Consider the following 13,992-nt stretch of genomic DNA (forward strand, 5'->3'; position numbering starts at 1 on the left):
CTGCAGTAGACATAACAAGCAGTCCCTAAATTACATTGGCATGTTCATAACATCGCGGTAGGCATCTACCAGCTTATTACGTACCTGCAGCATTGACTGAAAACTGACGGAGGCTTTTTGTGAAGCAATCATGACATCGGTTACATCAACCGATTTATCACCCTGCTCATAGCGCGTCGCCAGCGCTGCTGACTCCTTTTGTACGCTATTCACTTTATTGATAGCCTGGCCCATCATTTCACTAAAGGAAGGGGTTTGTTCGCTACCTTGCACCTTCACACCGGGGCGGACTGTAGAGGCGACTTGATCAACCGCACCTGGGCCATTAAATGCCTGGGTTTGTGATTTTAAAGTACGCATTTCTACTAGTAAGCGATTGATATCTACTCGGTCTGTCATGACTCGGCCTTAAGCTCGCAAAGTTATAGTGACAAAAAGCTGGCGTTAGCTGCCCTCAATATGAGTTATGCACAAAGCGGGCCAGAAATTGCCGCATGGAATGCCTAGCGGTGAAAGCTTTCCGCTAAGGAAGTCGAGCTTAAGAGAAGTGGAACAATAAAGTGCCAATTAAAGCAGCCGCAGAACTGCAGCTGCTTAACAGAAAAGATAGGCTAAGCTATTCAAAATCAAAGGGAAATTCTTGAGTCTCTCGCCTTAAGCGAGCCTCTTCAAGGCGATCTTCTAAACGCCGGCGGGCATCTAAAATCTCGACAGTAGGGCTAATAACCGTTTCCAATTGCGGGGTAAATTCTTGCTCTTGCTCTAAGACTTGATAGTTCATACCGATACTCCTGTCGCGATATGCACACTGCGCACGTTGGCTAAAAGTGGTTTTACGATGAAGACTGTCCGGCTTCTCATCGCTGCCAGCTTAGTTTGCTGTAGGGCAAAATTAACGCCCTACTACCCTCACCGTCAAGTGCAATCTACCCACTCAGAATGACATTTGCATGACAAAGGCCGCGATAGTATTGCAAAAATGGGTTAGCTAAAGCGCCTGTTTAAAGGCAGTAAAAAGACCGCCAGCCTTGAATAAAAGCTCAAAATTTGGCAAGTAAGCGAAAGTGCAAGCCTGACCGCTAAAATCAGCCACTCAGCTGTCAACGTTCAAAGAACAAAGTTCTACCACTCAAACGCTACCCCTACCTAGGAAACAAAAGCAGGTAAAACAATTAGCACTATACTATCAATTTAAGCTACCGCTTAAACCTTGACCTAATTACTAATTCGTATTTTCAGCTCAAAAGATAGAACCCGTTAACAAAACTCGTATCATCCACTTGATGATAAATACTGAGGGCATGGATTTATTGCTGCCCTGTTCACTTTCTGCGTAAATATTGGAAACTTATTATGACCACCATCGCAGCCATTCTGGATGATAGCGGCAGTATTCATGGCCAAGTCCAACACCAATCTAGTACCGATGACAGCACACTAGAGCTCACTGGCTCTGCGAACCCTGGCGAGACTGTTCGCATTTATCAAAACGGTGTTGTAATCGGAGAAACGACAGCAGACAGCCAAGGTAACTGGAGCTACACCTCTTCGCCGCTGAGCGAAGGGAGTCATAGCTTTACGGCGACCAGTATTGATACTAACGGCCAAGAGTCGCTGCCCTCTACAGAACATGTTGTAAATGTTGATCAGACCGCCGTTACCGCTAAGGCCATTCAGTTCAAAGGCGCAACGGGGTTGTTGAATAATGGCGACACCACTAGCAATGGTTTGCTTGAACTTAGCGGTCTTGCTGAAGCGAATGCCCGCGTAGACATTTACGATCAAGGCAAAAAAATTGCTAGCGCCCAAGCCAACGAGAATGGCGAGTGGAAAATCGAGCTTGATTTAGCAGACGGCAATCACGATATCAGCACAATTGTTGTGGACCAAGCAGGCAATGAAAGCGTTGAGTCCATGTCGATTAGCTTGAATGTTCAAGCCGCTCAGCAGCAACAGTTCAATGCTTCTCCGCTAAACAATAGCTCTGGCCCAGACGAAGTTATTCTGCCACCGGGCACCATTATTCAAAACGGTGGTTTCACTAACGATAATACACCTCAAATTCAAGGTACTGCTACCCCAGGCGCCACGGTAACACTCTCGGTTAATGGCGATACCTATGGCCCAGTAACCGCCAATAGTAATGGTGAGTGGACCATTCAGACCACCACTCCACTGCCAGAAGGTAAAGCCGTCTTTAAAGCCAAGGCTGTTAACGGCGCCGGAACCGATTACTCCGGTTACAGTTTAACAATTGACACCGAAGCATCGCCTGCTCCGGTAATTACTCATGGCGACGATGATGTTGGCCTGTACCAAGGCGATCTTCATCACCCAGCAATCACCGATGATGACACCATCACCTTCCATGGTACCGGCACCGCCGGAGAAATTATTACGATTTACAATGGTAATAGTTTTCTCGGTTTCACCATCGTTCAAAGTGACAATAGCTGGGAGTTTCGCCCCACCCAAAGCTTCTTAGAAGGCACCCACACGATCGCGGTATACTCTACCGACGGTGCTGGCAATACCAGCCAAAAAAGTAACGATTTCGAAATCACCGTAGATCGTTCAGTAGAACCACCTAAAATTACCCACCTAATTGACGATCAAGGTAGCAACACTGACGACGTAAAACATGGCGAGAAAACTGATGATCAGCTGCCTGTAATCGTCGGCACCGCCGAACCAGGCGCCACCGTTAGTGTAAACATCGATGGCCAATTGCTACCGCCTGTGACAGCTGATGATCAAGGTAATTGGTCAATTCAGCTGACTACCGATTTGGATGAAGGCGACCACTCAATTAACGCTACCCAATTAGATTTAGCGGGCAACCAAAGTGGTGAGTCGGATGATTTCGAATTCGAAGTGGCGCTAAACGCGGAGCCCATCGCTAACGATGATAGCTACACGGTTATAAAATCTTCCAAGCTTAATGTATTAGCGAACGATACCGACCCTGACAATGACAGCCTAAGCCTGACTCGGATCGTCAGCCAAGGTAACCACGGCTCTGCGCGGATTAACAATTCTGGGGAGTTAATTTACACCCCAGATGGCAGCAACACCCAAACTGTAAACGATACCCTTGTTTATGAAATCAGTGATGGCCGTGGCGGCTTTGATACCGCTACTGTTAACATCGAGGTACTTGCGCCGTTAATTAAACCAACAATCGATTTATTAGCCAGTAGTGATAGCGGTAAATACGATTTCGATAATTTAACCAATGACACCACCCCTACTTTTACCGGTGAAGCGACTGCAGGTTCTACCGTTGTGTTATATGCCGACAATAAAAAAGTCGGTGAAACTACCGCCAATAGTAACGGTACCTGGACTATTACCAGCAGCAATTTGGCTGACAAAGTTTATGATTTTCATGTTAAAAGCAGCTTAGCGGGCACCAGTAAAAATTCTGACGATTTGGCCGTAGAAATTGATACGATTGTAGAGGCTTCAGCTCAGCTACCATCGGCTCAAGAAAACGGCGCTTGGTTTGGTTGGGCCGGCGTAGTTAAGTTCGAAATTTCCGCTAATGAACAAGTTAGCTACCACATTAAAGATGTTGCCTTCCACTGGGGCTCAAGGGGCTGGATTAACCCAGGCACGAGTATTACCGCCACAGGCTCCACTTCCTCGGATGTAACCGTATCCGCAAAGTATACCGCTAGCTATTCCCATGGTTGGTTCACCTTTAACGCCGCCTTTACTGATTTGGCGGGTAATGAACTCGACATGGATCTTACACCGGTTGTGGTCGATCCAATCACAGCCTTAGCTGATGGCGGCTACTTGGTCACCTATCTCAAGCTTTCAGATGAGGCAGAGCTAGGCTTTGATGTCTTTGCCCAACGCTATAATGCTGATGGCAGCACTGCTGGCGACAGCTTCATGGTCAACAGCTATACCATTGCCGATCAAATCAACTCGGATGTTATCGGCTTGAGCGACGGCGGCTTTGTTGTAACTTGGCAGTCCCGAGATCAAGATGGCGACCTTGATGGAATTTACGCCCAGCGCTATGACGCCGACAACAATAAAGTGGGTCCTGAGACTCAAATTAATGTTTACACAGAATCCAATCAGCAACGCCCTGCGATCAGTGAGCTAGACGACGGTGGCTACATCATCACATGGATGAGCAATGGCCAAGATGGTAGCGGCGAAGGTGTTTATATGCGCCTATTTAATGCTGAAGGAATTGCGGTTACCGGTGATGTTCGAGTTAATGACAGCACTATCGACAGCCAAGCCAATCCAAGCATTACAACTCTCAGCGACGGACGCTTTATCGTATCTTGGGATACTGAAAACAGCGCTGGGCAAAACCAAGCCATGGCGAAAATCTATGACGATCAAGGTCGCAGCTTAAGTGGAGAGTTTGCCCTTTCTAACGTCGGTGGCGCCCAGAGCTTAAGCCATGTAACTGCGACTGCTGACGGTGGTTTTGCAGTAAGCTGGCTAGAGCAAGCGGATAAAGAAACAATCGTCAAAGTGCAGCTATTCAATAGCGATGGCAGCCCAAGCCTAAGCAATGCCATTGATGTTCATAGCTCCATCAGTGCAGGCGCCAGTAAAGCCGAAGTCGCAGGCTTGGCCAATGGTGACATTGTAGTTGTTTGGACCTCTGATGATGCTGACCAGCTGGGGGTATTTGCAACACGCTATACCGCTGCTGGCGAAATAGTCTATGAAAATAAACTCATCAATCACAATGAAAGCGGAGTTCAAACAGAGCCTCACATTGTTGCGCTTAATGATGGCGGCTACCTAATCACCTGGGGAGATCTACAAATTGAAGAAGCTCGATCTACGGTTTGGGGCCAACAGTTTAATGCCGATGACAGCGCCGCAGCCCCAGCTTTTGAAGTTGGCGAAGTTGCCGATTACGGTAATGAAGCTACGGTAGCTAGTGATGAAGAGCTAATTCCTAACGCTGTTGAAGATCAAGATGAAAGCCAGGCCTCTAGCGGCGTGGGCAGCGGTCAAGGTGGCGATGTCGATGATGACTTGATCCTTCCTCCAGAAACCGATGCGCAATTCTCCTCTTCTGGCGTTTTGACCGACGGCGAAGATCTTGCGCTAAATTACAACAGTGAAGCGGTACTCTTCAATGTTGATTTCGAGAGTTTAAGTTCTGTTGATTTTAACGATTTACTGATTGACAGCTACCTAGGCTTGGATGATGGCGTCGTATTGGGCGACACTAAATCTGCAAGCGATCCAACCGCTGATCAAGCAACATATTTCGACGGAAGTCTTGAGTTAAATGATCTATTAAGCCATGGTAATAACCAGCACTTAATCGAAGTCATCTAATCAGCACTACAAAAAAGGGGCTTTTAAAAGCCCCTTTTTTTCCAATTAGAACATACTAGCAAGCAAGTTGAGCATCAACATTTAAGCCCAAGTCCTTGAATCGGGCGATCTTATAGCGCAGCGTGCGCGGACTGATGCCGAGCTTACCAGCGGTATTCTTTTTACTGCCCCCCTCCTGCTTCAAGGTTTGCACAATAATTTCAAATTCCCGACGCTTTAGATCATCACCTAGCATTGCTGAGTGCAAGTCGTCTTCAACTTCCTCTTTAAGTTCTTGCGAGCACACAGGTTGCTGCGACTCTTCTTGAGCCACAACAACAGCTTCCAATTGTGCTGTGGGCAGAATACTTGGTTTAGGGCTGTAACTATTGGCAAATTCTAAACCTAAATCTTCAGCCACTATTTGACTGCCTGGCTGTAAGATTAAAGCGCGCTGCATAACATTATCCAGTTCGCGCACATTCCCCGGCCAAGCATAAGCCAGCATAGTTTCTTGCGCCGATGCCGTTAATTCAATACCACGTCGATGTTGTTTTTCAGCGTGTCGCTGCAGTAACTTATTTGCCAGCGGAATAATATCTTCTTTTCGATCTCTCAGAGGTGCCCACTGCAGTGGCAACACACTGAGCCGATAGTATAAATCCTCACGGAACTTCCCTTCAGCTACATAATGGCGCATATCGCGGTTAGACGTCGCAATAACACGAACATCCAGCTTAATAGTTTTTCGGCCACCCAAGCGTTCTACTTCTTTTTCCTGTAAAACACGTAATAGCTTCGCCTGTAAGCCAAGATCCATCTCAGAGATTTCGTCCAATAACAGAGTACCGCCATTGGCTTGCTCAAACTTGCCAGGCGCCGAACTGGTCGCGCCAGTATAAGCTCCCTTCTCATGACCAAACAACATAGCCTCTAGCATGTTTTCTGGTATGGCAGCGCAGTTGATTGCGATAAAAGGCTTATTGGCCCTAGGGGATTGTTCGTGAACGTAGCGTGCCAGTACCTCTTTACCGGTTCCAGATTCTCCAACGACTAAAACCGTGGAATCGGTTTGTGCAACACGACTGGCCAAATGCAGCAATTGTTGACTGGATTCCGATTCTGCAACTGGCGCACTGCTTTGATCGCAAGAGGCACCTTTAACATACTTAGCCACGGTATCGAGTAATAGCTTTGGCTGGAATGGTTTTACTAAGTAATCGACCGCACCTAAACGCATGGCCTCTACTGAATCACTCACGCTGGCATAAGCAGTTACCAATAACATGGGAATGTGGGCGTATTGCTGCCTAACCTGAACAAGCAACTCATGACCTGACATGCCACCCATATTGACATCCGAAACGATCATATGAATATCACTGTGTAATGCCAGCTCCTGTAGAGCTCGCTCGGCACTTTCAGCAGCGACCACACGATACTCAGCCATCTCTAAGGTATCGCAAAGCGCCTCGCGCAAATCCATGTCATCTTCAACTACCAGGATTTTGTGATTATCCATCGTAAATTCGCCTGTCTATTTATGTTCTATAAGTATCAATTTTTAAGAATTTTCTAATAGCGGTAAGTTGATTACCGCACAGGTGCCCTGACCTAGTTCAGAGTCCAAGCTAAATACCCCGCCATGTGCTTTGGCTACAGAGTGCACCACTGCCAAGCCTAGACCAGTACCATGGGATTTAGTGGTGTAAAATAATTCCTGTACTTTTTGTACATCAGCGCGATCGATGCCTGGACCTTGATCGTTCACTAGAATTTTCAGTTGATGATCCTGCACACAAAACTGCAGGCTCAAGCTGGCTTCACGACCTACGGCTTGAATAGCATTGTTCACTAAGTTGAGAATCGCACCAATGAGCGCTTCGCGATTACAACGTAACAATCGCTCTTCTGTCAGCGGGATAAAATCGCAGTTTGATTGGCTGCTATGCAAGGGCTCTTCCATCGCCTCACGCAAGCCTTGGTACAAGTCGCTTAAGGTGATGCTATCGTTCAACGGCAACTCACCTTTGGCAAATAACAACATGTCTTGGACTTGTTGTTCCAAATGACTCAAACGACCCATTAGCTTTTGCGCAAACTGCTGGCTTTTCTCGGCGGGTAGATTGCTAGAAGAAAGATGCCCAGCATAAAGCATCGCTGTCGATAGCGGTGTGCGAATCTGGTGGGCTAAGGCCGAAACCATTTTTCCCATCGCCGATAAACGCTCATGGCGACTCAACTCAGCTTGAAGCTTGCGAGTAGGTGTTTGATCGGTAAGCAAAATAATTTGACCACCCTCATCAATCGATGATGTGGCAATGCTAAAAAAACGACCATCTTTGGTGGAAACTTCATGACCATCAATCTGTCTTGGCGAAAAGCACTCTTTCACGATATCACGCCATAAACGCCCATCGATGCTCTCACCTAACAATTGCGTCGCTGCAGGATTGCACTGGCTGACCAAGCCTTTATCGTCCAATACCACGACGCCACCTGGCAGTACCGAAAGCAGTGTTTCTAAACGATTGGCTAGCTGTTCTCTTTCCGCCAGCTCTCGCATTCTTTGCTGGCTTACACTGTTAAGCTCATCGGTCAGCTCGGTCACTCTATCTTCTAGCAGCTGATAGGACTCCGCGAGATGTTGGGATAACTCGTTAAATTGAGAAAAAGCCTCCTGTAAGCGCTCCACATCTGGATTAAAATCAAAGGCAATATCTGACTTTGCAAATGCAGGTACTTCCATGGCAGTCGGTGAAGGCATATGAGTATCTAACCCTTTTCAATACAAGCTGAGCCAAACGCCGAAAAACTGGCGATTGATCGATTTATAAGGGTTACTGCAAAGCGAGTGCCAATTTGGCAGTGGAATAGCCCAGCGGCGATTTAATGGGAATACAAAAGAAATACCCAAGGGCCGTGGAAGGAAAAACCGTAGTGATAAAAAAGCCCGCTAGGCGGGCTTTGATGTTGATTTGCTAAAAGCAGTTAGCCACGCTGCAAGCCGTACTTACGCAGCTTTTCCACAAGTGTGGTGCGTCGAATGGTTAAGCGATCGGCCGCACGCGCTACTACACCACCGGAATCGTCCAACGCCTGCTCAATTAAGCTCTTTTCTAAATTCGCCAAATACTCTTTTAGATTGATACCCGCTTCAGGTAATAAAGTGGTATCAAACATGCTGACCACATTGGTTTGGCGTGGTGCAAGCTCTTCACTGATGCCAAAGTCTTCCTCTTCAACTTCGACATGGCGATATTTACTCGGTAAATCCTGCACGCCGACAACGCCGTAGGGATACATTATCGCCATGCGCTCTACCAGGTTGGCCAGTTCTCGAACATTACCAGACCACTGATGACGACACAGAGACAAAATAGCCGCCGAGTTAAAACGGATAGAACCACGATTTTCACTCTCTAATCTAGAGACCAGCTCATTGAGCAGTAAAGGAATATCTTCGTCCCGCTCACGTAATGATGGCATCTCGATTGGGAATACATTTAAGCGATAATATAAATCTTCACGGAAGCTGCCTTCTTCGATCATGCTTTCGAGATTGCGGTGTGTCGCCGCGATAATACGCACATTGGTGGGGATGCTCTTATTGCCACCCACTCGCTCGAAGGTTTTTTCCTGTAGAACACGCAAGATTTTCACCTGCATATTCAGCGGCATGTCGCCTATTTCATCTAAAAATAATGTGCCGCCTTCCGCCATTTCAAAACGCCCAGCGCGCGAACTAATCGCTCCGGTAAAGGCGCCCTTCTCATGGCCGAATAATTCGCTTTCTAAAAGGTCGGGGGGAATCGCGCCACAGTTCACCGGTACAAATGGCTCGTCACGACGATCTGAATGATAATGTAAGTTACGGGCGACCACCTCTTTACCCGTACCGGATTCACCAGTAATCAACACCGACACATCCTTATCGGCTACTTGTGACATCATGGTTCTAACCGTTTGAATCTCGCGTGATGTGCCTACCAAGCTTCGAAACAAATGTGAAGGTCGCTGCCCATTGCTGCTAGACGCCAAGCGCTTAGCTTCGCGATAGCGCTGGGCACGGTGTAAGGTGTCTAATAGCTGGTTGTACGTCGGTGGCGTTGTGATTGCGGCCACTAAGCTGTGCTTTAATTCCGCCGGCAGGCCTTCACGCAACTCTTCTAGATCGGCCGAGCGCTTGCCCAACATGATAATGGGCAAATTGGCGTCCCACTGATGCACTTCCTGAACCTGTTCTTGAATCGGGCTATCGGCTTGGCAATCACCTAGCAACACCGCCACAAATTCATCGGAATTCTCGCCAGAGCTATCAATAAAGGTTCGCCAACCCGATAAGGATGTGGCAACGCTGGGCTCACCAAGAAAATCCAAAATCACCTTTAGGTTGTGGCGGCGCTCTGCGTCATCATCTACCACTAATACTTTGATGTCTCGCCACATCGTTTTGCTTCCTCAATCTCCAAGGTACCCTTATATGCTCAGTCCATGGTCTATGTCACATAGTTGACCACGATTACTTTGCAGAAATCATAAGGTAATTAATAGTCAATACCTTGGCGGGAGTCAATTAAATGACATGAAAAATCAATAATTTAAGGAAGAATTTTAGAAAACGATGAAAAAACCAACAGCCGAAGGAAATTTTGGCTGCTGGTCTAGGAAAGCCCGCCCACAAGACTAAACTAGTTTTGGCTAGTTATTCTGAGCATTGAGCGCTTCGAAGTTGGCCTTGATGAAATCCAATGATGAGTTCAATTGAGCCACAATAGTATCGTAATAGGTAAACTGACGACTTAGCGATGTTCGGCGTGATTCCATACGGGTTTCTAACTCGGCCTTCTCTTCGGCAATGTCTTTCAACGATGCCTGTAGGCCAGATTCTTTTTCGGTTAAAAAGCCTGTAGCACTGAGAGCGGCCTGTAAAAAACGCTCGGTCTGTTCAGCTAAGCCTAGATTAAAGTTAACCGTACCGCGCTTTCCAATCGCATCACCGCTGATATTCAGCGCCAGGCCATAGGCATCGTTGCCCTCGGCACCGGTTAAGCGTTGCCCACTACCTACGGCGGCTACACCATTAATAGTGCCCACCACATCTTTGCCTTTAGTAACTTGGGTTTCGCTGCCATCGCTGGCCGCAATACCCAGTGTATTGGCCATGTTTTCTTCGGCCGCCGTGATGCGGAAGATATCTTCATTGTCGAAGGCGATACGCAATCCACCTTCACCGTTGCCACCTACAAAGCTCACGGTGGCATTGCTACCATCTAGGCCTGTGCTGGTGCTTTCGGCTAAGCCAAAGCCATTGGCACCAGCGGTGCTTGCTACACCATCTACCCCGAACACATCGTTAGTGGTGCTACTAATGCTTAATGCCTCACTCGCTGCGGCGGTATTACCTTCAAAATAAAGCTGGTTGGATGCATCTAGTTTGGCAACAATATCACCGGCTGAAAAGTCAGCGTGGGCGGTAAGTTGATCATTTAATAAGGTATTAATATCGGCCGGCAAGCTTAGCGGGTCAGAAAGACTACTCAAATCTAAGGTGAAGCTATCGCCATTTAGCGAGAATTCTATTTCTGCTGCAGCAAAACTGGTCGCTCCAGGGATAGTAGTGGTATCTACAGTGCCGGCATTAGTTGATGCTACGCGGCCATCGTTTATGACTTCGATGGTACCAGCTTCACCAATCGTTGAACCTTCAAGGACGAGATTGCCATTATCCAATGAAGCCGTGACGATGCCCGTACCACCTAAGGCTGTATCGAGCGCCGCTTGGATGGATTCTAAGTTCATTGTTCCCGCATTTTGATCCACCACAACGTCTACCGCAGGATCACCATTTACTGAAAGCTTAAAGCCGTATTCTTCACTGGTGAAATCAATTAGAGTCGATAAATCCACACTGCCGGCCGCTGTCTTAGCCGCCTCACCCGTGCTAGTTTGGGCGTTTATCGCATCTTGTACCGCCGTTGCCAAGGCTTGCCCGGTGGTATAGCTACCTTGGGCAATTTCGATATCTTCGTAGCTTTTACCATTTAAACTCAAGCTAAAGGTATCGTTATTGGCATCAACGGTTAATGACGCTGCCAATTGATCATTGCTGGCTAAACCTGACACTTTGCTGGTCGAAGAAACATTGGCAGTAATACCAATATCACTGAGCGCTGCATCGGCGCTAAGCACTTGAAAAGACTCTTGATTATTAAAACTAATATTAAACTGGCCACCGTCTTGCTCGCCGTTGTAGCTAACGGTTGCCGAAAGGCCTTGCTGTGATATCGCACTATCGGCATTAATCGCGCTTTGAATTGCTGAGGCTAACGCCTCACCATCACTATAACTGCCTTGGGCAATCGAAATTTCAGCACTGCTAGTGCCACCGACACTTAAGGTGAAATTATCATTACTGTCATCAATGACAACTGCGCTTTGCAGCTCTGGCGTGGTACGAAGCGCATCGCTTAAATCCAAAGTTCGCGGGCCTTGGCCTGGGCGGTAAAGGCCTAGGTCTTGGGCCATATTGCTATCGATGCTGTTAAAAGATACCGATGACTTACTGCCAAAACTGGCCGAGGTAATATTAAAGCTGTTATTGCTGCTATCAAATTCTACCGAAACAGATTTTGCATTTGCTTTTAGTTTCTCGTCCGCGTTGATTTGAGTTTGCAGTAAATTAGCCAATTCTGTCCCGCTTAAACCCGGGCTCTGATTAAGCTCAATCTGTTCTGAGTTAACGCCATCAACATTTATTGTAAATGTGTCGTTTAAAGCATTGATAATATAAGGCCCGCCTGACGTGGCATTGCCCTTAAACTCACCTTGCGTTGCCAACTCGGTAACGACAACATCGTAATCGCCCGATTTGGTTTGATTATTCCCTCGAATATATTCAACATTATCAGCACCTACACCGGTAGTACCAAATAGCTTGGTTAAAGCTTCCGGTTCATTGCGCGCATAGTTAGCAAACTCTGTTGAATCGAAGCTGATTAAACCGGTTTTTTCATTGGTCTTTATACCGATCTCAGCCAAAGAGCTCAAACTACCCCCTGCACCTGTAGGTAAAGCGCTACTTAAAATTCGCTTTAGCTGATTCTCCAAATTGCGTACAGTCGGGTCACCGGTAAAAACACTGCCCTCTTGCTCTTCTAAATTATAAGCGGTGAGGTCATTCGTTAGGGTTTTTAACTCGTTATAGGAGGTTACAAAATCCTGCATACGTTTATTAATGGTTTCCATATCGGCTTCCACCGTTAAGGTCACCGGCTCACCCACCGAGGTTTGACGTAGGTTTAGGGTTACACCATTAATAACACCCGCAATCTGATTCGATTCACGGGTAATTTCTAAGCCGTTAACTTTAAGCTCGGCGTCTACCGCGTTGGTCGCATGCAAAACATTATCAAAATTGGTTTCGTTAAACTCAAAATCATCCAAGCCATTGTTGGCGTTTTGGGTTTCAATGGTAAAGCCATTGCTTTTGCCAGTATCTTCCGATTCAAACAGCAAACGAAAGCCATCGCCGGTATCAACAATAGAAGCGCGAATGCCAATATCGGCCGAGTTTACAGCATCGCGCACACCGGCCAAGGTATGGTTGCCGGAGTTGATCGTAATACTCTTACTGGGCTGGGAAGGGTCTTCTGTAAAACTACCAAAAGTGTCGACTGACTTATCGGCATTCAGTGTGGTTTCCACTTCGCCGAACTTAAATACTAATTTACCCTGACCAACAACATCGTTCAGGTTTTCATAGGTTTTAGATGCAATGGTTTGCGAACGCGCCAACTGGGTGGTTTCAATATTGTAAACCCCAGGACTTGCCAAGCTACTTGCCGTCGCCGTAAGTTTAGTACTGTCACTGCTCGAGGTAGTATTGGTCTCAAAAGAAGATGCCAAGGTCAGCGAGCTTACCGTCGACTGCAAGCTGGATACGGCACTTTTGATATTGCCCAACTCAGAAATTTTAGTTTCGAGGTCGACCTTTTCTACGTCAAGGCGCTTATCGGTGGGCGCACGCTCAGCCTCAATCAGCTGATCGATCAAATCGTTGTTCAGTACGCCTGAACCTACGCCTACAGAGGAAATACTGGCCATGTCTAACTCCCCGAATACCGAGTGATATTCTATTTTTTCTATATCAGCTGATTGAACGTAAGAAGCCCCTCTCAGTATCACTAAGTGGGGCTTTTTACTTCAAGACCCTAGTCGGGCCAGGGGTTGTAGCGGCTCTGGGGTTTGATAAACCCCTTACCTGTTTACCTTGTGGGTAATTTAGGCATGAGCACTGAACAACCGTATCGGCTCTTCTTCATTCAATTTTCGGGCCAAATCCAAGGCTACTTCATCGGGTAATTGCCGAATCACTTCAGATGTTGCACTGTCGATCACGGTAACTACGGCTCGCCCCGTGCTTTCGTCCATAGAAAACTGCAGTTCACGCTTGCTTGACTGTACATAGTCATTTAATCGCGAAACGGCTTCTTCTAAGTTTTCTTGCACAGCCTCACTATTGTTAGCGACCTCCTTAACGATTTCTGTAGTGCCTTTGTCCATCGGAGGCAAATCTTTGCCGCCATCGGTCGGTTTTTTCACCGGCGTAACGGCAGAAGTGCTCCTAGACATCGCTGGGTTGCTGGTTTGCACTTCGTTCATAGCCTTATCCTCAGTTGCTAT

8 protein-coding genes are annotated in these 13,992 nt (G+C 47.1%); 1 reads left to right on the forward strand and 7 read right to left on the reverse strand.

The genetic code is table 11. The annotated features are described in order from the left end of the window. Positions 1–30: 30 nt before the first annotated feature. A complete protein-coding gene (gene fliE, locus Q1A41_RS10360) occupies positions 31–399 on the reverse strand; it encodes a flagellar hook-basal body complex protein FliE (protein WP_299978191.1) in 369 nt (122 codons plus the stop codon). 217 nt (positions 400–616) lie between these two features. Continuing rightward, positions 617–781 carry a PA3496 family putative envelope integrity protein gene (locus Q1A41_RS10365; RefSeq protein WP_299978194.1) on the reverse strand — a complete coding sequence of 55 codons (165 nt, stop codon included), beginning with the start codon at positions 779–781 and terminating at the stop codon, positions 617–619. Positions 782–1,353: 572 nt separating this feature from the next. Between Q1A41_RS10365 and Q1A41_RS10370 the strand changes: the two genes are divergently transcribed. Beyond that, positions 1,354–5,328: an Ig-like domain-containing protein gene (locus Q1A41_RS10370; protein ID WP_299978197.1), complete on the forward strand. Its 3,975-nt coding sequence runs from the start codon at positions 1,354–1,356 to the stop codon at positions 5,326–5,328. A 55-nt stretch (positions 5,329–5,383) separates the two neighbouring features. Here Q1A41_RS10370 and Q1A41_RS10375 read toward each other — a convergent pair whose 3' ends face one another. The 5 genes from Q1A41_RS10375 to Q1A41_RS10395 form a co-directional block, all read right to left on the reverse strand. After that, entirely contained in the window at positions 5,384–6,829 is a 1,446-nt protein-coding gene (locus tag Q1A41_RS10375; RefSeq protein ID WP_299978200.1) for a sigma-54 dependent transcriptional regulator, read from the reverse strand. 42 nt (positions 6,830–6,871) lie between these two features. Further along, a complete protein-coding gene (locus Q1A41_RS10380; RefSeq protein WP_299978203.1) occupies positions 6,872–8,074 on the reverse strand; it encodes an ATP-binding protein in 1,203 nt (400 codons plus the stop codon). Between the two features lie 224 nt (positions 8,075–8,298). Further along, positions 8,299–9,756 (reverse strand): sigma-54 dependent transcriptional regulator, encoded by a 1,458-nt coding sequence (locus tag Q1A41_RS10385; RefSeq protein ID WP_299978206.1) that lies wholly within the window; start codon positions 9,754–9,756, stop codon positions 8,299–8,301. 252 nt (positions 9,757–10,008) lie between these two features. After that, complete coding sequence (fliD, locus tag Q1A41_RS10390; protein WP_299978209.1) at positions 10,009–13,413, reverse strand: flagellar filament capping protein FliD; 3,405 nt, start codon at positions 13,411–13,413, stop codon at positions 10,009–10,011. Positions 13,414–13,590: 177 nt separating this feature from the next. Continuing rightward, complete coding sequence (locus Q1A41_RS10395) at positions 13,591–13,971, reverse strand: flagellar protein FlaG (RefSeq protein ID WP_299978212.1); 381 nt, start codon at positions 13,969–13,971, stop codon at positions 13,591–13,593. Positions 13,972–13,992: the final 21 nt, after the last annotated feature.

Origin of the sequence: uncultured Pseudoteredinibacter sp. (genome assembly GCF_947502065.1) — a bacterium.
Taxonomy (GTDB): Bacteria; Pseudomonadota; Gammaproteobacteria; order Pseudomonadales; family Cellvibrionaceae; genus Pseudoteredinibacter.